The 21,118-nt window shown below is 48.1% G+C and carries 14 protein-coding genes and 1 pseudogene; 9 read left to right on the plus strand and 6 right to left on the minus strand.

The window, feature by feature from the left end; all coding sequences use genetic code 11:
* Window positions 1–4: 4 nt before the first annotated feature.
* Together DXE27_RS01565 and polA are read right to left on the minus strand one after the other, a co-directional pair.
* The gene (locus tag DXE27_RS01565) at window positions 5–877 is read right to left on the minus strand and encodes a dienelactone hydrolase family protein (RefSeq protein ID WP_128112627.1); all 873 of its coding nucleotides are present in this window, start codon (window positions 875–877) and stop codon (window positions 5–7) included.
* Window positions 878–924: 47 nt separating this feature from the next.
* Window positions 925–3,753: a DNA polymerase I gene (polA, locus tag DXE27_RS01570; protein ID WP_128112628.1), complete on the minus strand. Its 2,829-nt coding sequence runs from the start codon at window positions 3,751–3,753 to the stop codon at window positions 925–927.
* 97 nt (window positions 3,754–3,850) lie between these two features.
* Here polA and DXE27_RS01575 point away from each other — a divergent pair, with 97 nt between their 5' ends.
* Genes DXE27_RS01575 through DXE27_RS01585 form a run of 3 tightly spaced genes read left to right on the plus strand, consistent with a single transcriptional unit; the run spans window position 3,851 to window position 6,017 of the window.
* Window positions 3,851–4,246, plus strand: coding sequence for a hypothetical protein (locus tag DXE27_RS01575; protein ID WP_231969608.1), 396 nt, complete (start codon window positions 3,851–3,853; stop codon window positions 4,244–4,246).
* Between the two features lie 17 nt (window positions 4,247–4,263).
* Entirely contained in the window at window positions 4,264–5,241 is a 978-nt protein-coding gene (locus tag DXE27_RS01580) for a homoserine kinase (protein ID WP_128112630.1), read from the plus strand.
* On the plus strand, window positions 5,238–6,017 hold the full coding sequence (locus DXE27_RS01585; RefSeq protein WP_128112631.1) for a BPSS1780 family membrane protein: 780 nt from the start codon (window positions 5,238–5,240) through the stop codon (window positions 6,015–6,017). Before DXE27_RS01580 ends, DXE27_RS01585 begins: the two co-directional genes overlap by 4 nt.
* 13 nt (window positions 6,018–6,030) lie before the next feature.
* On the opposite strand, the pseudogene DXE27_RS01590 reads toward DXE27_RS01585, so the two are convergent.
* Window positions 6,031–8,372 (minus strand): annotated as a pseudogene (locus tag DXE27_RS01590) (3'-5' exonuclease).
* Between the two features lie 24 nt (window positions 8,373–8,396).
* Here DXE27_RS01590 and DXE27_RS01595 point away from each other — a divergent pair.
* Both DXE27_RS01595 and galU read left to right on the plus strand, forming a co-directional pair.
* Window positions 8,397–11,288, plus strand: coding sequence for a valine--tRNA ligase (locus tag DXE27_RS01595; RefSeq protein WP_128112632.1), 2,892 nt, complete (start codon window positions 8,397–8,399; stop codon window positions 11,286–11,288).
* Between the two features lie 29 nt (window positions 11,289–11,317).
* Window positions 11,318–12,202 (plus strand): UTP--glucose-1-phosphate uridylyltransferase GalU, encoded by an 885-nt coding sequence (galU, locus tag DXE27_RS01600; protein WP_128112633.1) that lies wholly within the window; start codon window positions 11,318–11,320, stop codon window positions 12,200–12,202.
* Between the two features lie 99 nt (window positions 12,203–12,301).
* Here the strand turns inward: galU and DXE27_RS01605 are convergent, their stop codons facing one another.
* Both DXE27_RS01605 and alaS read right to left on the minus strand, forming a co-directional pair.
* Window positions 12,302–12,547: a sulfurtransferase TusA family protein gene (locus tag DXE27_RS01605; protein ID WP_371742983.1), complete on the minus strand. Its 246-nt coding sequence runs from the start codon at window positions 12,545–12,547 to the stop codon at window positions 12,302–12,304.
* The gene (gene alaS / locus DXE27_RS01610; RefSeq protein ID WP_128112634.1) at window positions 12,544–15,168 is read right to left on the minus strand and encodes an alanine--tRNA ligase; all 2,625 of its coding nucleotides are present in this window, start codon (window positions 15,166–15,168) and stop codon (window positions 12,544–12,546) included. The genes DXE27_RS01605 and alaS overlap by 4 nt, the downstream gene beginning before the upstream one ends.
* A 123-nt stretch (window positions 15,169–15,291) precedes the next feature.
* Between alaS and DXE27_RS01615 the strand changes: the two genes are divergently transcribed.
* The 3 genes from DXE27_RS01615 (at window position 15,292) to DXE27_RS01625 (ending at window position 19,133) form a co-directional block, all read left to right on the plus strand.
* Window positions 15,292–15,753 (plus strand): tripartite tricarboxylate transporter TctB family protein, encoded by a 462-nt coding sequence (locus DXE27_RS01615; protein ID WP_128112635.1) that lies wholly within the window; start codon window positions 15,292–15,294, stop codon window positions 15,751–15,753.
* A gap of 19 nt (window positions 15,754–15,772) precedes the next feature.
* A complete protein-coding gene (locus DXE27_RS01620) occupies window positions 15,773–17,275 on the plus strand; it encodes a tripartite tricarboxylate transporter permease (protein WP_128112636.1) in 1,503 nt (500 codons plus the stop codon).
* Between the two features lie 85 nt (window positions 17,276–17,360).
* The gene (locus tag DXE27_RS01625; protein ID WP_128112637.1) at window positions 17,361–19,133 is read left to right on the plus strand and encodes a glutamine--tRNA ligase/YqeY domain fusion protein; all 1,773 of its coding nucleotides are present in this window, start codon (window positions 17,361–17,363) and stop codon (window positions 19,131–19,133) included.
* Here DXE27_RS01625 and DXE27_RS01630 read toward each other — a convergent pair.
* Window positions 19,114–20,010, minus strand: coding sequence for an SDR family oxidoreductase (locus DXE27_RS01630; RefSeq protein WP_231969609.1), 897 nt, complete (start codon window positions 20,008–20,010; stop codon window positions 19,114–19,116). The two genes, DXE27_RS01625 and DXE27_RS01630, sit on opposite strands and share 20 nt — an antisense overlap.
* Before the next feature lie 27 nt (window positions 20,011–20,037).
* Here DXE27_RS01630 and DXE27_RS01635 point away from each other — a divergent pair, with 27 nt between their 5' ends.
* On the plus strand, window positions 20,038–21,078 hold the full coding sequence (locus tag DXE27_RS01635) for a CDP-6-deoxy-delta-3,4-glucoseen reductase (RefSeq protein ID WP_128113675.1): 1,041 nt from the start codon (window positions 20,038–20,040) through the stop codon (window positions 21,076–21,078).
* The last annotated feature ends 40 nt before the right edge of the window (window positions 21,079–21,118 follow it).

Genomic DNA, 21,118 nt, shown 5'->3' on the forward strand with positions numbered 1-21,118 from the left:
GAGATCAAGCGGCTCCGTTTTTCTTAAACCAGGCAATGCATTTTTCCCAACCGTCTTTTGCAGGACCCTCACGATAGGTGGCGCGATAGTCTGCGTGGAAAGCGTGTGGCGCATCCGGATAAACCTCAAATTGACAAGCCTTAGCTACAGGATTTTTTGAGGCGGCCGCTAATGCAGCGCGCATTTGATCAATACTCTCCAGCGAGATTCCAGTATCCGCAGCTCCGTACAAACCAAGCGCCGGCGCCTTTAAGTCGGCTGCAATATCTACAGGATGACGTGGGCTATTTTCTGTCTTCTCACCAATCAGACGGCCATACCAAGCTACGCCTGCACGCACTTGCGGCAAGGTTGCTGAAAGCCAAGTAATACGGCCACCCCAGCAGAATCCAGTAACGCCAACCTTCTTGAGGTCGCCATCATTTTTGCCAGCCCATACCAAAGCAGCCTGCAAATCATTTAAGACTTGCGCGTCTGGAGTTTTAGCTACGATATTTTGTTGAATCTCTGCAATCGTTCCATAAGTATTTGGGTCGCCTGCGCGCGTAAAGAATTCTGGGGCAATCGCAAGGTATCCCAGCTTGGCAAAACGTCTAGTCACGTCAGCAATGTATTCGTGCACACCAAAAATTTCACTGACAACAGTGACGATGGGTAAAGAACCCTTCGACTTTTCTGGTCGAGAGACATATGCTGGCAACTGAAAGCTGCCAATCGGGATCATTTGCTCGCCCGCTTTAATGCCCTTGAAATCCGTTTCAATGGCAGCAGCCATCACAGGCTCAGATGCAGCCACAAATCCAACCCCAATAGCGGTTGCACCTAGCGCAGATGTCTTCATAAAATTGCGTCGACCGTTTTGAATATCTTTACCCATGGCTTGTCTCCTCGTTTCTATTTTTTCATTGCTTCGCTAAGCGCCGCTTAGTGAGCTTCTTCCCAATTATCGCCAATCCCAATACTAACCGCCAAAGGGACCTTAAGTTCGGCAACATGGCACATTAAATCGGGTAACTTTGCCTGTAGCAGCTCAATTTCATCCAAGGGTACGTCAAATACCAGCTCATCGTGGACCTGAAGGAGCATTTTGGTTTTTAACTGCTCCTTTTCTAGCCAATCCTCAACAGCAATCATGGCTAGCTTAATTAAATCTGCGGCAGTACCTTGCATTGGGGCGTTAATAGCTGCACGCTCAGCACCTTGGCGACGCGGTCCATTAGATCCCTTGATTTCGGGCAGCCAAAGGCGTCGACCAAAAACAGTCTCGACGTAGCCATTCTCTCTGGCCTCAAGACGGGTACGCTCCATATATTGAGCCACCCCTGGATAGCGATCAAAGTATTTGGCAATGTAATTTTGTGCTGCAGAGCGCTCGATACCCAAGTTACCTGCCAAACCAAAAGCACTCATGCCATAAATGAGGCCAAAATTAATAACCTTGGCATAACGACGTTGCTCTGAGTTCACATCATCCAAGGGAACGCCAAAGATTTCTGCAGCGGTAGCTTGGTGCACATCTTTTCCGCCTCTAAACGCTGCTAGTAAATTTTCATCCTCAGCAATATGCGCCATGATGCGCAATTCGATTTGGGAATAATCGGCTGATAACAGCTTGCATCCTTCGGCCGGAATAAAAGCCTCCCGAATACGACGACCCTCTTCTGTGCGGACAGGAATGTTTTGAATATTGGGATCGCTTGATGCCAGACGACCCGTCACTGCAGTTGCTTGCGAGAAGTTCGTATGCACGCGCCCAGTCTTAGGGTCTGCCATACGCGGGAGCTTCTCAATATAGGTCGACATCAGTTTTGCCAAACCGCGGTAGTCCAGGATGCGCGCTGGCAATGGATAGTCCTCAGCTAGCTTCTGCAACACTTCTTCGTCGGTCGATGGCGCTCCCGACGGCGTCTTTTTAATCACCGGAAGTTCAAGCTGGCCAAATAGAATTTCCGCAATCTGCTTTGGCGACTGAATATTAAAAGGCTGGCCTGCAAGCTTATGAATCTCACCCTCAAGCTCCAAAAGGCGCTTGCCTACCTGCTGCCCTTGTTTTACAAGCAGCGCGGAATCAATCCGAATGCCATTGCGCTCCATAATCCCAAGCACGCGCATGGCAGGCATTTCTACTTTTTCATAGATATACAGCAGCCCTGGATTCTCCTGGATCTGCGGCCATAACTCCAAATGAAGGCGCAAGGTAATGTCAGCATCTTCAGCCGCATAGTCTGTCGCGATTTTGAGATCAACCTGATCAAAACCAATCTGATGAACTCCTTTGCCACACACCTCTTCATAGCGGATAGTTTTCATACCTAGGTGGCGCTCTGCCAAGCTATCCATATTGTGCGGAAGATGCGACTCGAGCACATAAGACTCAAGCAAGGTATCAAACGCGACCCCTTTTAGGGTGATGTCATAGTTTGCAAATATGTGAGCGTCGTACTTTAAGTTTTGTCCCACCTTTAAATATGTCGCACTTTCCAACCAGGGCTTCATGCGAGCAAGAACTAAATCACGATCAAGTTGTGCCTCACCATTGCGATGTGCAACCGGAATATAACAAGCCTCACCTGGTTTAACAGATAAAGAAATACCAACCAACTCTGCAGCGAGTGCATCCAAACTCGTAGTTTCAGTATCAACGGCTGTCAGTGAAGAAGATTCAATCTTCTTTAACCACTTCTCTAAGCCCGCTTCATCGACCACACATTCGTAATGACGCTCAATCGCATCTTGTGAATCTCGCATCTCTTGCGATAAATCTTTTGTGGGCGAACTAGCAATGGTGCGAGTCTTTTTTTCCGTCTCCACACTATTTTCTGCAGAAGCAATTGGGGTGCCCGCCAAATCAAAGCTTGCCACCTCAGAGCCTTTATTTTCAGGGCTTGTGAGCTGCTTCTCAACATCGCGCAACCAAGTCTTAAATGCGTAGCGATCAAATAACTCGCGCAGCAAAGGCGCATCCTCTGGCTTAGCATGCAGGTCATCTAAGCCTGGCAAATGTGGCGATAAATCACAATCCGTTTTTACTGTAATGAGCTGGCGTGCTTGCGGAAGCCAAGGCAGAGTAGCGCGTAAGTTTTCACCAACCACACCTTTTACTTGATCGGCATTGGCCATCAAGTTATCGAGGTTGCCAAATTCAACTAACCACTTATTTGCGGTTTTTGGTCCGGCCTTTGGAACGCCTGGTACGTTATCGACGGTATCACCAATGATCGATAAATAATCCACAATCAACTCAGGGGGAACGCCAAATTTTTCTTTCACACCCTCAATATCTAACTTCTCATTTGTCATCGTATTGATTAGGGTGACGGAAGGATTTACTAATTGCGCTAAATCTTTGTCGCCTGTAGAGATGATTGTTTCCCAACCCGCTTGAGTGGCTTGACAAGCTAAAGTGCCAATGACGTCATCAGCCTCAACACCCGAAACCATTAATACCGGCCAGCCTAATGCCCGGACCATTGCATGGATTGGCTCAATCTGCTTAACCAAATCTTCCGGCATCGGGGAGCGATGGGCTTTGTACTCTGAGTACATCTCATCACGGAAAGTCTTGCCTTTGGCATCAAAAACACAGGCTATATGGTCAGCCTTCAGCTCTGACCTAGCCCGGCGCATCATATTGACCATGCCATAAATAGCCCCAGTGGGCTCTCCAGCCCCATTTCTGAGGTCTGGCATGGCGTGGAAGGCGCGATAGAGGTAGCTAGAACCGTCTACCAACAAGAGTCTATGTTTAGTCATACCGCAATCGTACAATCTAGTTGTGAATTGCCTACAGGTCTGTGGTTAAGGAACCGCCCGAGAGTAGGCTTAAAAAGGTGAAAAAATGCATTCTTTAATGAACTCGATTAATCGCTCAATGGGCCAAAGCCTAGCTCTTATGAGCATTTTGGTGGTTTTTGGTCTTTTTGGAGCAACTTCAGCCCAAGCCCAGAATAACAGCCAAGCATTAAGCCCATCAGAATTAAACCGCATCAATAATCAACCGCTTGCCCCTGTGGTGAGCGCCTCTGGCGCGGTGAGCGCACCTGAGACACGCAAGCCAAACTATCAATATAAAGATAAGAATGGCACTACAGTTACCGAGTACAGAGATGTCAATGCACCAACGCAAGCAGACGTAAAAACTCCCTATACAAGTTACGAGATGGCGCCGCCTACATCCGTAATGCCTGGACCGCCAAAAGGAACAGATTTGATTAGCGTGCCAAGCATCAGCATTCCTTTTAAATAATTTACGCACCCTGGTTTATGGCTGTATTTACTCCGATCGAACTTGCAGATATTTCCAATTGGATTTCTCAAGACTTTGATATTGGCCAAGCCACTGAAATACGTGGCATTCATGGCGGCATTGAGAACTCAAACTTTTTCTTAGATACCACCAAAGATGGCAAGAAGCAGGAATATGTTTTAACTATCTTTGAAAGATTGTCTGCTGAGCAACTCCCGTTCTACCTAGAGTTGATGCGCCACCTAGCCAACAAAGGCATTCCCGTTCCCAAGCCGCTTGAGAACAAGCAAGGGGAAATTCTCTTTGCCCTGAAAGGCAAGCCAGCCGCCATTGTGACCAAGCTGCCAGGGCTTTCCAGACTGCAGCCCGAAACTAATCATTGCGCACTGGTTGGTGAAATGCTGGCGAAGATGCACTTAGCTGGCAAAGACTTTTCTAAGGCCCAAGAAAATCTTCGTAGTCTTGCTTGGTGGCAAAAAACAATTCCTTCAGTGTTGTCACACTTAAATACATCACAAAAAGAGTTGCTCACTCATGAGCTAGCGACACAAGAGGCATTCTTTGCATCCAGCAACTATGATGCCCTTCCGCAAGGGGCAAGTCATTGCGACTTATTTCGCGATAATGTTTTGTTTGATCCTAAAGGCTCTGCCGATCCATCCCAAGATCATCTAGGCGGCTTCTTTGATTTCTACTTCGCCGGCACAGATAAGTGGTTATTTGATGTCGCAGTCACTGCAAATGATTGGTGTCTTGCCGATAACAAACAGGATTTAGACCCCGAACGTTTAGATGCATTCATGAAGGCATACCAAGCGGTGCGTCCACTCACCAAAGAAGAACAAGCTAGCTGGCCGCTCATGCTGCGTGCTGCCGCCTTACGCTTCTGGGTATCCAGATTGTGGGACTTTTACTTGCCACGCGATGCGCAAATGCTCACACCTCATGATCCTACGCACTTTGAGCGAATTCTTTTGAGTCGCCGCTGCCTATGAAACTGAATTCTGTAAAACCTAATGAGGGCTATACCTGGATAAGACAAGGTATCTGGCTATTTAAGCAGAATCCTATTGGTTTTCTAATGCTGGTCTTTATGTATGTATTTGCTGCGCAACTAGCGGTAATTATTCCGGTGATCGGTGTTTTTGTAGTTCTACTACTTACACCAACTTTAGCGGTTGGTTTTATGACCGCCTGTCGCCAGGCCATCCAAAAAGAACGTATCAAACCTATGGTGTATTTGGTGGCATTGCAATCTGGCGCCATTGTGCGCAAAAGAATTCTGCAATTGGGCTTAGTGTATACGGCAATGATTTTGCTCTTAAGTTTTATCTTAAGTCTGCTAGTAGATTTTGAATTACTTCTTCCGCTGATGACAAGCGACAAAACCATTACCCCTGAAACACTTCGCCAAGTGTATTTAGTTCTATTCTTTGGCGCCATACTGTATGTGCCAGTGGCTATGTTAATGTGGTTCTCGCCAATCCTGATTGCGTGGACTGACATGTCAGCACCTCAAGCACTCTTCTCCAGCTGCCTGGCATGCTGGACCAACAAGGGAGCTTTCTTTCTATATCTAGCCATCTGGAGCGCAATTCTGATTGCCGTTCCGCTGACAGTAGGAATGATTTTTGATGCAATGGATTTAGGGCAGGCGGCCTCTTTCATCATCGCCCCCATCTCGATGGCGGGTTTAACTGTGATGCACTGCTCTTTCTATGCGACCTGGAAGGCCTGCTTTACGGAAGATGAAGTAGTTCTTTCGGCTTAGTTTGATTCACAACTCAATCAATCGCAGCCAGCTTCGCAATGCTCAGCTGTAACCACTTGATACCGTGACGCTTGAAATTCACTTGCGCACGCGCATCCGCATCCACACCCTCTAAACCAGTAACGCGACCCTCACCAAACTTGGTGTGAAATACATTCTATCCAATGGTGAATGGATAATTTCCACGTGGAGGAGAAGCTAATCTTTTCACCTCCATAGAGGCTGAGCCAACTCGCTTAGTTGGTCTTGGGCGTTCGGAGCCTGAATCAAAAAAGTCATTAGATTCGTATTCGCGTTGACGGGTATAACCATCTTGCCAAATGGATCCTGATCTTGAGTTACCGCCACCCCAACGAGCATCTCTCGCTTTGGGGGTAAGCCACTTTAATGAATCAGATGGAAGCTCTTCTAAGAGAAGCGGGATGGCATGTTGTAGCGCGCTTGGCCATGCAACATCCGGGATTGCGTATGCGATAGATATAGGCGCTCCTTGGCGCGTGTAATAGCAACGTACATTAAGCGACGCTCTTCTTCTAAGCCATTTTGCTCATTCACACTGTTCTCATGCGGGAATAAACCCCCTTCAAGACCGGTAATAAACACAGATGTAAATTCCAGGCCTTTGGCAGAATGCACAGTCATCAACTGGACTGCGTCTTGACCTGCTTGCGCCTGGTTATCTCCCGCCTCCAATGAGGCATGCGATAAAAAAGCCGCTAAAGGTGACACTTCGACTACGCCAGGCTCATTCTCGCCGGGCAACATGGCAGCTGCAGCATCTTGGCCTTAACCTTCTTCTGCAATAAAGGCCGTTGCTGCGTTAATCAATTCTTGCAAGTTCTCTACGCGATCCTGTCCCTCACGCTCAGAAAGATAGTGCTGAATCAATCCACTGAACTGAATCACAAACTCGACTGTTTCCGGCAAGGTATTGTGACGAGTAGCCTCTCGCATGTGGTCTACCAGACGCACAAATCCACCAAGTGCTGCACCAGCTTTACCTTCCAAAGTGGAGGCCGCTAAATATAAAGAGCATTGCTGCGCTCTAGCTGCATCTTGCAGTGCTTCAATCGATCTTGCGCCAATACCGCGAGTTGGGAAGTTCACAACCCGAGAGAATGAAGTATCGTCATTTGGGTTCTCAAGCAAACGCAAATAAGCAAGTGCGTGTTTAATTTCAGCGCGCTCAAAGAAGCGTAAGCCACCATATACGCGATACGGAATACCCGCAGAAAATAAGGCGTGCTCAATAATCCGAGACTGCGCATTACTGCGATAAAGCAAAGCCACTTCAGTACGCTTGATGCCACTATTTACTAGAGCTTTAATTTCATCAACCAGCCAAGCCGCCTCTGCGTGGTCACTTGGAGCCTCATAGATGCGGACCGGCTCGCCATGACCAGCATCGGTGCGCAGGTTTTTACCAAGACGCTCTGAGTTATTGGCAATGAGATGATTTGCGGTGTCCAGAATATGTCCGTGAGAGCGATAGTTCTGTTCCAACTTCACCATTAAGGGGTGATATTGCTTCTCATAAAGACGCATGTTTTCTACGTCCGCGCCACGGAATGCGTAAATACTTTGGTCATCATCACCAACTGCAAATACAGAGCTGCTACCCATACCGCTAACATTAATGCGGCTTGCATCATGCCCTGATAACAATTTGAGTCATGCATATTGCAAAGCATTGGTATCTTGAAACTCATCAATCAGAATATGACGGAAACGCTCTTGGTAATGCGTGCGAATGGCTTCGCTATGTTTAAGCAATTCATAGCTGCGCAATAAGAGTTCAGCAAAATCCACTACGCCTTCACGCTGACATTGCTCGTCATATGCGGCATATAGTTGCGCCATCTTGGCTTGGAAGTCATCGCCAACCGCTAAATCTTTTGCACGTTAACCACGTTCTTTGGCATGGGCAATAAAGTATTGCAACTGCTTGGCCGGATACTTTTCATCATCAACTATTAAGCCCTTTAATAAACGTTTAATGGCAGAAAGTTGACGGTAAACCCGCCTCTTTGTGTGGTGTGCCCGCAATAAACGGTTGCAAAGACCATGAAAGGTGCCAATCCACATACCCCGGGTATTAATCGGCAACATCGTACTTAAGCGCAACATCATCTCTTTGGCGGCTTTATTGGTAAAGGTCACCGCCAGGACGCCAATAGGGGATACCTGGCCAGTCTGAATCAACCAGGCTATACGGGTGGTGAGGACGCGGGTCTTGCCGCTCCCTGCCCCAGCCAAAATCAAGGCTGATTGGGCTTGGCCATTTTCATTGACGGGCGGGAGGGTCACTGCCTCGCGCTGTTCTGGATTGAGGTTCGCGAGCAGGTCTGAGTACATCAGCCCAATTATAATTTGCCTCTTATGCCAAATGCCTCAAATACCCCTAATTCACCAGCGGCCAGCTCAACAGATGAGCTCGCCAAATCCTACGAACCCGCCCCGATAGAGGCCTACTGGGGTCCAGAGTGGGAGCGCCGGGGTATTGCTGATTCCACCATGGATGAGGGTAAGGGTGATTTTTCTATTCAGCTGCCCCCACCAAATGTGACGGGCACCCTCCATATGGGTCACGCCTTTAATCAAACCATCATGGATGGCTTAGTGCGTCATGCTCGTATGACAGGTAAAAATACCCTGTGGGTACCTGGCACTGATCACGCCGGTATCGCCACCCAGATTGTTGTTGAACGCCAACTTGATGCGCAAAAAATTTCCCGCCATGACCTCGGTCGTGAAAAGTTTTTAGAAAAAGTATGGGAGTGGAAAGAAACTTCCGGCAATACGATCACCAGACAAATTCGTCGCCTAGGCGCGTCGATCGACTGGGGAAAAGAATATTTCACAATGGACAGCAAGACGTCCAAAGCAGTGGTGGAAGTATTTGTCCGCCTACATGAACAGGGTTTAATTTATCGCGGCAAACGTTTGGTCAACTGGGATCCCGTTTTAGGTACCGCAGTTTCTGACTTAGAAGTGGTAAGCGAAGAAGAAGATGGCTCGATGTGGCACATCCGCTATCCGTTAGCTGATGGCTCTGGTCACTTAACGGTTGCTACTACCCGCCCAGAAACCTTGCTGGGTGACGTTGCCGTCATGGTGAACCCAGAAGATGAGCGCTACAAACACCTCATTGGTAAGTCAGTGAATTTGCCATTATGTGATCGTCAAATTCCGGTGATTGCTGATGACTACGTTGATTTGAACTTTGGCACTGGCGTTGTAAAAGTAACTCCTGCACATGACTTCAACGACTACGCAGTAGGCCAACGCCATCAATTACCACTCATTAACATCCTGACTTTAGATGCCAAAATTAATGAGAATGCTCCAGCCACATACCAAGGCATGGAACGTTTTGAAGCACGCAAACAAGTGGTTTCCGATTTAGATGCTGCTGGCTTACTAGAAAAAGTTCAGCCGCATAAATTAATGGTGCCACGCAGCGATCGTACGCAAACCATCATCGAACCAATGCTCACTGATCAATGGTTTGTGGCGATGTCTAAGCCGAGTCCGGATAACAAGTATCAACCCGGTTCATCCATTGCTGGCGCAGCATTAGACGCCGTGACTAAGAGTGATATCAAGCTGGTTCCAGAAAACTGGATTAACACTTATACCCAGTGGCTAGAAAATATTCAGGACTGGTGCATCTCTCGCCAACTCTGGTGGGGTCACCAAATCCCAGCTTGGTATGGTGACGATGGCCAGATCTTTGTGGCGCGGTCCGAAGAAGAAGCTAAGACTAAAGCTGCTGCTGCAGGCTATACCGGCAAACTCAACCGCGATCCCGATGTGCTCGATACCTGGTTTAGCTCTGCCCTTGTGCCATTTAGCTCATTGGGCTGGCCAGAAGAAACGCCTGCCCTTAACCATTTTTTACCTTCATCTGTTCTGGTTACGGGTTTTGACATCATCTTCTTCTGGGTAGCGCGCATGGTCATGATGACTTGCCACTTCACCGGAAAAGTACCGTTTCATACCGTTTATGTTCACGGCTTAGTTCGTGATGCCGAAGGACAGAAGATGAGTAAGTCCAAAGGCAATACTTTGGATCCAATCGATTTGATTGACGGCATCAAGATTGAGGAGTTGGTAGGCAAAAGAACTACTGGCCTCATGAATCCAAAGCAGGCTGAGAGCATTAGCAAGAAAACTAAAAAAGAATTTCCGGATGGCATTCCGGCATTTGGTACAGATGCCCTCCGCTTTACTTTTGCATCGCTAGCTTCACTTGGTCGTAATATCAACTTTGATCAAAAGCGTTGTGAAGGCTATCGCAATTTCTGCAACAAGCTTTGGAACGCCACTCGCTTTGTTCTCATGAACTGCTCGGGCAGCGATGAAGATAATGGCTTGGCACCATGCGATAACCAATGTGAACCTGAAGGGTATTTAGACTTCTCTCCTGCAGATAAATGGATCGTCTCTCAACTCCAAAGAACTGAGGCCGATGTTGCTAAAGGCTTTGAGAACTATCGCTTTGACAATATCGCCAGCAGCATTTACCAGTTCGTCTGGGATGAGTATTGTGATTGGTACCTAGAGCTTGCTAAGGTGCAGCTACAAACCGGAACGCCAGCACAACAACGCGCTACTCGCCGCACCTTATTGCGCGTTCTGGAAACGATTTTGCGCATGGCGCATCCATTGATCCCATTCATCACTGAAACCCTATGGCAAACCGTTGGGCCTAAGTCTGGAAAAGAATTAGCTAAACAAACTAAGCAGACAATTGCGCTCCAACCCTACCCTATCTCTCAGCCTGAAAAGATTGATGAGCAGAGTGAAGCCTGGGTAGCGCAGATCAAAGCGATTGTGGATGCTTGCCGTAACCTACGTGGTGAGATGCAAGTGCCTCCAGGTCAAAAAGTGCCACTCTGGATTTTTGGACCACAAGCTTTCCTAGAAAAAGCCACACCTTATCTCATGGCACTGGCCAAGTTAACGGAAGTCAAAATCTATGCTGATGAGTCCGCCTTAGAAAAAGATGCTCCAGGCGCTCCAATTGCTCTAGTAGGCGATATCAAGCTGCTCCTGAAGATTGAGGTAGACGTTGCTGCTGAGCGCATTCGCCTTGGGAAGGAAATTGAGCGCTTGGCCAATGAAATTAATAAAGCCAAGGGCAAATTGACCAATGAAAGCTTTGTGGCCCGAGCCCCTGCTGATGTGGTTGCCCAAGAAAAACAACGTCTTGCGGGCTTTGAGCAAAACCATGAGAAGCTTGTTGCACAATTAGAGCGTCTCAAATAAATACCAGCCAAAAAGCGATTGGAAGTGATATGCCATTAAGCACCAAAGCAGTTACCAAAGCGGTCTTCCCAGTTGCAGGCTTGGGTACACGCTTTTTGCCAGCAACCAAGGCAAGCCCAAAAGAGATGCTCAATGTGGTCGACAAGCCACTCATTCAATATGCTGTTGAAGAGGCCATTGCCGCCGGCATTACAGAAATGATTTTTGTTACCGGCCGAAGCAAACGCGCTATTGAAGATCATTTCGATAAAGCATATGAATTAGAAGCTGAGCTCGAAGCCAAAAATAAACAGGCCCTTTTAGACATCGTTCGCAGCGTTAAACCGAGCCATGTAGATTGCGTATATGTTCGCCAACCTGAAGCCCTTGGTTTGGGTCATGCCGTTTTATGTGCTGAAAAGTTGGTACGTGACGAACCATTCGCCATCATCTTGGCTGACGACTTATTGGATGGTCAGCCACCTGTACTCAAGCAAATGCTCAAAGTATTCGATGAGCAAAATGGCTCAGTCGTTGCAGTAGAAAAAATTGATCCTGCAAAGAGCAGCTCTTACGGCATCGTTTCAGGAGATGAGGTTGCTAAAGGTATCTACCGTTTAAACGGCATCGTAGAAAAGCCTCAACCAAAGGATGCCCCATCAAACCTCGCGGTTGTTGGGCGCTACGTTCTCTCCTCGGATATCTTTAGGCATATTCGCAATCTCAAACCTGGTGCTGGCGGCGAGATCCAACTTACCGATGCAATCGCCTCTTTACTAAAAGAAGAGCCAGTATTTGCATATGAGTACGATGGTGTGCGCTATGACTGTGGCAGCAAGCTTGGCTATCTCAAGGCATCAGTTGAGTTTGCCCTGCGTCACCCTGAAGTATCGGCCGACTTTGCCGCCTACCTCAAAAGCCGCTCTTTAACGTAATCGTTTTCAGTTGAAATAAAAATGGCAGAGATTCGTCTCTGCCATTTTTTTTGGTGCACACCATCTGAATCGACTACTCAGAGTGTTGATGGGCTCCCACTATCTGCGCTTCATAAAGAAAACCAAGACATCACCTTCAGTAGTGCTTGCAAGCAACTCGTTACCGGTTTGCTTAGCAAAGGCAGGAAAGTCGTGGGCAGCGCCCGCATCTGTAGCCTTGATTTTTAAGACTTCGCCCGACTGCATAGTGGCCAAAGCTTTTTTGGTGCGCAGAATCGGCAATGGGCAGTTCATTCCAATGGCGTCTACTTCTGCATTAAAGGCAATGTTGATTGCTTCACTCATTTGGCTGCTACCCAGTCTTTTACGCCAGCCAAAGCAGCGCCTAACTTACTTGGATCCGTTCCGCCAGCCATCGCCATTTCTGGTTTGCCGCCACCTTTGCCACCCACTTGTTGAGCTACAAAGTTCACGAAATCGCCCGCCTTTACTTTGCCAATAGAGTCTGCTGTAACGCCAGCAATCAAACTAACCTTATCGCCTTGAACAGATGCCAAGACAATAGCGGCAGTTTTCAGCTTTGCTTTTAATGCATCCATAGTTTCGCGAAGGACACCAGCATCAGCGCCATCCATACGAGCAGCAAGCACTTTGATGCCATTGACATCAACTGCCTGGCCGGCTAACTCATCACCTTGGCTTGCAGCTAACTTCGAGTTCACTTTTTCTAATTCACGCTCAGCTTGACGCAGACTCTCTTGGAGCTGCGCTACGCGATTTACCAAATCCCCTGGATGGGTTTTCAGAATCGCTGCAGCCTCATTGATCTTGTCTTCCAAGCCTTGCAAGAAGTGCAATGCATTATTGCCTGTTACGGCCTCAACACGGCGGATACCCGCAGCAACGCCACCTTCAGAAACAATCTTTAGGCTACCAATGTCACCGGTGCGTCCTACGTGGGTACCACCGCATAACTCTTTGGAGGAGCCAATCTCTAGAACGCGCACTTCATCGCCGTACTTCTCGCCAAACAGCATCATGGCGCCAGTCTTTTGCGCATCGTCCAATGACATGACCTTGCCGGAAGTGGCAGTGTTGTCCAAAATCTCTTGATTCACAATATCTTCGATGCGGCGAATTTGTTCAGCAGTAATCGGTGCATTGTGAGTAAAGTCAAAACGGGTCTTAGTGGCATCTACTAAAGAACCTTTTTGCTGCACATGATCGCCCAGCACTTCACGCAATGCCTTATGCAAAATATGCGTAGCGCTGTGATTGCGCATCGTATCGGTTCTTTGCTGCGTATCTACCAATGCATTAAGGACATCACCCACCTTGAGCGCGCCCTCAAGAACTTCACCCTGATGACCAAATACGTCGGCCTGGATCTTGAAGGTGTCTTCTACAGCAAAACGAATGCTTTCGTTGCGAAGCTCGCCCTTATCGCCAACTTGGCCGCCAGATTCAGCGTAAAAGGGGGTGTTATCCAGAACAATCACGGCAGAATCCCCTGCTTTTACAGAGGTCACTGCTGAGCCATTCACATATAGGGCGGTCACTTTGGCGCCTTCATGTTTTAGGGTGTCATAGCCATGGAACTGGGTTGGTTGGCCCTTGTAATCCAAGCCCTGGGCTACCTTGAACTTACCGGCAGCTCTTGCTTGATCACGCTGCTTTTGCATGGCCACTTCAAAGCCATCTGCGTCAACAGTCACGCCGCGCTCACGACAAACGTCAGCCGTTAAATCCAATGGGAAACCAAAAGTGTCATGCAAGCGGAATGCCGTCTCACCATTGACTACTTTTGCACCGCCTGCTAAAGCACTATCTAAAATTTCCATGCCATTAGCAATCGTTTGGAAGAAGCGCTCTTCTTCTTGCTTGATTACTTCGCTGACCTTATCTTGCGCTGCACGCAATTCTGGATAAGCATCGCCCATCTCTTTAACGAGCGCAGGAACCAGTTGATAGAAGAACGGTTTGCGTGCGCCCAACTTATAACCGTGACGAATTGCGCGACGTGCAATTCGACGCAATACATAACCACGGCCGGCGTTACCAGGAATGACGCCATCTACAACAATGAAACTGCATGCACGAATATGATCAGCAATCACCTTCAATGAAGGACTGTTCGCATCACAGTTTTCGCCGCCAGCAGCGTCTACCGCATCTTTGGAAGCCTTGAGGAGATTGACGAAGAGGTCGATTTCATAATTAGAGTAAACGTGCTGCAAGACAGCAGCAATACGTTCAAGACCCATGCCCGTATCAACACTAGGCTTTGGTAATGGATGCATCACGCCCGCTTCATCGCGGTTGAATTGCATAAACACGTTATTCCAAATTTCAATATAACGATCGCCATCTTCATCAGGGCTGCCAGGAGGGCCGCCGGGAATGTGACCGCCGTGATCGTAAAAAATTTCTGTACAAGGACCGCATGGACCTGCGTCACCCATCATCCAGAAGTTATCGGATGCGTAACGCGCGCCCTTGTTGTCACCAATCCGAATAATGCGATCAGCAGGCACACCGATTTGCTTATTCCAAATCTCATAAACTTCATCATCTTCGGCATATACAGTTACCAAGAGTTTTTCTTTGGGCAACTTAAATACCTGAGTTAATAAGTCCCAGGCGAATTGAATGGCATCCTTTTTGAAATAGTCCCCAAAGGAGAAATTGCCCAGCATTTCAAAAAAGGTATGGTGACGGGCGGTATAGCCCACGTTATCCAAGTCATTATGTTTTCCACCGGCCCGAATGCACTTCTGGGCGGTGGTAGCGCGGTTATAAGGGCGCTTATCAAAGCCCAAAAACACGTCTTTGAACTGATTCATACCCGCATTCGTAAACAGCAGGGTAGGGTCGTCCCCCGGCACTACTGGGCTGGACGGGACGATTTGGTGGCCTTTTTGGGCAAAGAAATCCAGGTATGCCTGGCGAATTTGGGAGACTTTCATGGCAATAATTATCGCATTGGCACTAGCCTAGGGCAAACGCTAGGCAATAAGCCGCAAACTTGCCTTACAATCCCACAACATCAATAAAAATCGGCAGTTAAGTCGACCAATAAGGAGAGCAACTTGAAAATTCGCGATCAACGAGATTTTGGGGCCGGAATCATGTATATGGTCATTGGCCTCTTCTTTGCCATCATGGCTACAAATTACCCAATGGGAACTGCCGCCAAAATGGGTCCAGGCTATTTCCCGTTCTATTTGGGTATTTTAATGTTCCTATTAGGCGTTCTGGTGGCAGTTAAGGCCTTTGGCGCTAAAGCAGCCATCGAGTCCATTCCTAAGTTTAATTGGCGCATCATTACGCAAATTACGGGTGCAGTTGTGCTTTATGGCTTGCTGCTCCCACGTCTTGGGTTCTTAATTGCCGTAGTGGTTTTGGTTTTTGTTGCCGCCAGCGCAAGTAGAGAATTTACTTGGAAAGGCACTGCAATTAATGCGGCCTTTTTGGTGGCATTCACTTATTCAGTATTTGTATTGGGTCTAAAGCTTCAGTTCCCATTACTACCTGTATTCCTACAACAATAACGAACCGGGACTCTGAAAAATGGATTTATTTACTAACTTAGCTCTCGGTTTCGATACCGCGTTCACATTACAAAACCTGTTTTACTGCCTTATCGGCTGTATCTTGGGTACTTTGATTGGCGTATTGCCAGGCCTTGGCCCAATCGCAACGATTGCAATGTTGTTGCCGGCTACCTACGCATTGCCTCCGATTGCCGCATTGATTATGTTGGCTGGTATTTATTACGGCTCACAGTACGGCGGTTCCACAACAGCGATTTTGTTGAACATTCCGGGGGAGACGTCGTCGGTGGTAACCGCGATCGATGGCTACCAAATGGCCCGAAATGGTCGCGCTGGTGTTGCACTCTTTACTGCAGGTATGGGTTCATTTTTTGCAGGTTGCGTAGCAACTTTAGTGTTGGCTGCATTTGCTGCCCCACTCTCACAACTCGCATTTAAGTTTGGTCCTGCGGAATACTTCTCCTTGATGGTCTTAGGTTTAATCGGTGCAGTGATATTGGCATCAGGCTCTTTGATCAAGGCGATTGGCATGATCATCTTGGGTCTCTTGATGGGCTTGATCGGTACTGACGTGAACTCTGGTGTATCTCGCTATGCGTTTGATATTCCTGAATTGAGTGACGGCATCGGCTTCGTAGCTGTTGCGATGGGTGTATTCGGTTTCGCAGAAATCATGGGCAACCTTGAGAAGAGCGGCGAGGATGAAGGCTTTCTCAACAAGCTCACTAGCATGGTTCCAACCAAAAATGATGTGAAGCGCATGATTCCTTCAATTTTGCGCGGTACCACTATTGGCTCTATCTTGGGCATCCTGCCAGGCGGCGGCGCAGCTTTGGCAGCGTTTGGCGCTTACTCTGTTGAGAAAAAATCGTCTAAGTACAGCCACGAATTTGGTAAGGGTGCAATTGAGGGTGTCGCTGGTCCCGAGACAGCAAACAACGCTGCCGCTCAAACATCATTTATTCCATTGCTCACATTGGGTATCCCACCAAATGCTGTGATGGCTTTGATGGTTGGCGCGATGACTATTCACAACATTCAGCCAGGCCCACAAGTAATGACCAGCAATCCAGCTCTCTTCTGGGGTCTGATTGCCTCTATGTGGATCGGTAATGTGATGTTGATCCTCTTGAACCTGCCTTTGATTGGTATCTGGGTAAAGCTCTTGAAGATTCCTTATCGCTTCCTCTACCCAGCTATTTTGGTGTTCTGCTGTATTGGTGTGTACACCGTGAACAACACTGTATTTGACGTTTATGTAACAGCAGGTTTCGGCTTGATTGGTTACCTATTCTTCAAACTCGGTTGCGAACCTCCTCCATTGCTTTTGGGCTTCGTGCTCGGACCAATGATGGAAGAGAACTTCCGTCGCGCCCTACTACTATCCCGTGGCGACTTCTCCACCTTTGTAACCCGCCCACTTTCCTTGGGATTGCTGATCGCAGCAGCCCTCTTGGTTGTGATCGTGGCCTTGCCAGCAGTGAAGAAGACACGCGAAGAGGCATTCGTAGAGGATTAATTCTCACGAGCTACCCAGAAACAAGCCCGCAGCAGTTTGCGGACTTTTTCTTTATAGGCCACAGGGTTTTCTCTACAATGTGGCTATGCCCCAAGATAGCAAACCCTCCAAAGCAAATACCGGCGCTGTAGCCGAGCCATCCAACTTCTTACGCCAGATCATTGACCATGATTTAGCAAGCGGAGCTTTTTCACAGCGTACTAATTTGGCGGGCCAATCTATCCCATCAATCATCACGCGTTTTCCGCCAGAGCCAAACGGCTACTTACATATTGGTCACGCCAAAAGTATTTGCCTAAACTTCGGCCTAGCTGCTGACTACAACGCCCAAGCTGGCGGTGCGCGCTGCAATATGCGCTTAGATGATACCAATCCAGTCAAAGAGGATGTGGAATACGCCGATAGTATCTTGGACGCAATGAAGTGGCTTGGTTTTGATTGGGGCACTCACCTCTATCACGCGAGTGATTACTTTGATCGCCTCTATGAGTTTGCCGAAATCTTGATTCAGAATGGCAAGGCTTATGTTGATAGTCAAAGCGCCGATGACATTCACACCAATCGCGGCAACTTTGGTCAAGCCGGGAAAAATAGTCCTTATCGCGATCGCAGCCCAGAAGAAAATCTACAGCTATTTCGCGATATGCGTGATGGCAAATTCAAAGATGGTGAGCATGTGCTGCGCCTGAAGATTGATATGGCGCACCCGAATATTGTGATGCGCGACCCTGTGGTTTATCGCATCCGCCATACCGATCACCATCGCACCGGCAGCAAGTGGTGCATCTACCCTCTTTATGACTTCACACATTGCATCTCTGATGCATTAGAAAATGTCTCCCACTCCATATGCACGCTGGAGTTTGAGAACAGCCGTCCGTTGTACGACTGGATTGTGAACTCACTCAAAGAGCTTGGCGTCTTTAAAGACCCAGTCCCACACCAATATGAATTCGCGCGTCTCAACCTGACTTACACCATCACCAGCAAGCGCAAGTTATTGCAATTGGTGGAAGAAAACCATGTAGAGGGATGGGACGACCCGCGCATGCCAACCATCGTCGGCATCCGTCGTCGTGGTTACACGCCAGAAAGTATTCGCTTGTTCTGTGAGCGTATTGGCGTCTCTAAAGCGGATAGTTGGATTGATATGAGTACGCTAGATCATGCGCTACGCGATGATCTTGAAGCTAGGGCGCCCCGTGCAACCGCCGTTTTAAAACCGCTTAAGCTCGTAGTTGAAAACTTTGATGCATCAGCAAAAGAAGCTTGCTCTGCGCCACGTCATCCCAATCATCCCGAATGGGGCAACCGTGAATTTCATTTCACGCGCGAGCTGTGGATTGAGGCGGATGATTTTATGCAAGAACCTATTAAAGACTTCTTCAGACTGTATCCACCGATTGGCGATCAACCTGGTAGCCGTGTACGTTTGCGCCATGGCTTTGTGGTGGAGTGCACCGGCTATGAAACAGATGCACAGGGTAACGTTACCCAAGTCAATGTGACACACTTCCCGGACAGCAAGAGCGGCACTCCAGGATCTAATAATTACAAAGTTAAAGGTAATATCCACTGGATCAGCGCTGCAGAAGCCATTCCAACTGAAGTGCGCCTTTACGATCATCTCTTTAGCGATCCACATCCAGATAGCGGCGATAAGAATTTCTTAGATGCAATCAATCCAAACTCCAAGCAAACCATTGCCGCTTACCTAGAGCCTTGCATGAAAGATGCTAAACCGGAAGATCGCTTCCAGTTTGAGCGTCATGGCTACTTCGTTGCCGATAAGCATGACTCCAAACCTGGCAAGCCTGTATTTAACCGTACAGTTGGCCTTAAGGATTCTTGGAAATAGTTTTCAGAAAATGTCCTACGCTCGGATAGCGTAGTGATGTTTTGAGTTCATGCAAGCGGGTGTTAGTGACTCTGCGTGACTCGCGCATAAATGACCGCAGCATTGGGCTCACTAGCTTCTGCAACTCACTGCCGGGTAAGCGTTTCGGCCTTGCCAATCCAAACGCATCAGCTACTTCGTCAAAGTAATCACCCATTTTGGTTTCACCTCCATCACAGGCATTAATAACGCGCTGGGGTTTGCCGTGATAAACCGCCGCGCAAACCAGTCTAGCTAAATCATCACTATGAATGTGATTGGAGTAGGCATCTTCCTCAGATAACAATGCAGGTGTTTGCGCGTGAAGGCGATCGATTGGTAAACGATCAGCGGCATAAATTCCAGGTACGCGCAAAATCGTTAAAGCAACGCCATGGGCGGGTGCCCATAAACGCAGCATCCGCTCCGCATCCACCCTTCTTTTGGCGCGCTCACTTTGGGCATTGACCGGAGTTACCTCACTTACCCTTCCACCCTGGTGATCACCATATACGCCCGTAGTACTGATATAGATCAGGCGCCTGACAGCATTGGAGCCTTGGGCTAAAATTCGAATTAGGTTGCGGGTTCGGCAATCACGATTTCCACCATTTTGAGGTGGCGCCAAATGGATGACGGTTTGAGCTAAACCACTGAGGCGCCATAGGGTCTCTGGATGATCCAGGTTACCTAAAATAGGAATCGCGCCAGCCTCCCTCAACTCCTGAAAACGAGCTTGTTGAGAAGTGAGCGCATAAATACGATGACTTCTAGAGAGCTGCCTAGCCACCCGAAGACCAATGTCTCCGCAGCCAATAATCAGGATTGAAGGTTTGCCAAAAGATTGCATAAGTAACATCGTAACGATTTATTGAAAGGAATGAGAGTGTCTCATCAGGTCACGCTCAAAACGAGCGGCAAACAATTTACCGTCAATCCAGATGAGAATCTCCTGGAGGCCGCTCTCCGCCAAGGCATTAACTTACCCTATGGGTGCAAAAATGGCGCCTGCGGATCCTGTAAGGGCAAGATTTTAGAAGGTCAAGTAAACCACGGTCAGCATAGTGAACGCGCCCTTAGCAAAGCCGATGAGACAGCAGGCGGGATTTTATTCTGCTGCGCCCACCCGCAGTCAGACCTATTAATAGAAGCTCGCGAAGTTCAAGGGGCTGGCGATATTGCCATTCGTAAAGTGCCTTGCCGCGTCAACACAATTAGCAAACCTAGCAGTGATGTTGCCATTTTAAAGTTGCAACTTCCGGCTGCTGAACGCTTCCAGTTCTTGGCTGGACAGTATCTCGAGTTTTTATTGAAGGATGGTCAGCGCCGGGCTTACTCGATTGCGAATGCCCCCGAACAAGAGGGTCCGCTTGAGTTACATATACGCCACCTGCCGGGCGGCTTATTTACTGATTTTGTTTTTGGCGCCGTTACTCCAGCTTTAAAAGAAAAAGATATCCTCCGCTTTGAAGGTCCTTTGGGTAGCTTTTTCTTGAGAGAAGATTCCAAAAAACCCATTATCTTTTTGGCTGCGGGCACTGGCTTTGCGCCCATCAAATCCATTATTGAACAAATGCAAATCAAAAAGATTGAGCGCCCCATTCATCTTTACTGGGGTGGACGTCGTCCCAACGATCTCTATATGAATGCGCTTTGCGAGTCCTGGGCGAAAGAAATTGCAAACTTCAAATACATTCCTGTCATTTCTGACGCCTTAGCCGAAGACCATTGGAAGGGGCGTACTGGGTTTGTGCACCAAGCCGTCATTGATGACCACCCCAATTTGAAGGACTTTCAGGTCTATGCCTGCGGAGCCCCAGCAATGGTTAATGCCGCTAGAAATGACTTTGCTGCTAAATGCCAGCTGCCAGAAGAAGAATTCTTCGCTGACTCGTTTACCAGCGCAGCGGATTTGGCTACGAGCTAAGTCCTGCGCGACAAAATCCATTCAGCGAGATAATAGAACC

It is taken from the genome of Polynucleobacter necessarius (genome assembly GCF_900096755.1).
GTDB lineage: Bacteria > Pseudomonadota > Gammaproteobacteria > Burkholderiales > Burkholderiaceae > Polynucleobacter > Polynucleobacter necessarius_K.

Bases quoted from the DNA above. Each gene is read 5' to 3' on its own strand.
- DXE27_RS01565 (WP_128112627.1), bottom strand. From the start codon at position 877: ATGGGTAAAGATATTCAAAACGGTCGACGCAATTTTATGAAGACATCT.
- polA (WP_128112628.1), bottom strand. From the start codon at position 3,753: ATGACTAAACATAGACTCTTGTTGGTAGACGGTTCTAGCTACCTCTAT.
- DXE27_RS01575 (WP_231969608.1), top strand. From the start codon at position 3,851: ATGAACTCGATTAATCGCTCAATGGGCCAAAGCCTAGCTCTTATGAGC.
- DXE27_RS01580 (WP_128112630.1), top strand. From the start codon at position 4,264: ATGGCTGTATTTACTCCGATCGAACTTGCAGATATTTCCAATTGGATT.
- DXE27_RS01585 (WP_128112631.1), top strand. From the start codon at position 5,238: ATGAAACTGAATTCTGTAAAACCTAATGAGGGCTATACCTGGATAAGA.
- DXE27_RS01595 (WP_128112632.1), top strand. From the start codon at position 8,397: ATGCCAAATGCCTCAAATACCCCTAATTCACCAGCGGCCAGCTCAACA.
- galU (WP_128112633.1), top strand. From the start codon at position 11,318: ATGCCATTAAGCACCAAAGCAGTTACCAAAGCGGTCTTCCCAGTTGCA.
- DXE27_RS01605 (WP_371742983.1), bottom strand. From the start codon at position 12,547: ATGAGTGAAGCAATCAACATTGCCTTTAATGCAGAAGTAGACGCCATT.
- alaS (WP_128112634.1), bottom strand. From the start codon at position 15,168: ATGAAAGTCTCCCAAATTCGCCAGGCATACCTGGATTTCTTTGCCCAA.
- DXE27_RS01620 (WP_128112636.1), top strand. From the start codon at position 15,773: ATGGATTTATTTACTAACTTAGCTCTCGGTTTCGATACCGCGTTCACA.
- DXE27_RS01625 (WP_128112637.1), top strand. From the start codon at position 17,361: ATGCCCCAAGATAGCAAACCCTCCAAAGCAAATACCGGCGCTGTAGCC.
- DXE27_RS01630 (WP_231969609.1), bottom strand. From the start codon at position 20,010: ATGTTACTTATGCAATCTTTTGGCAAACCTTCAATCCTGATTATTGGC.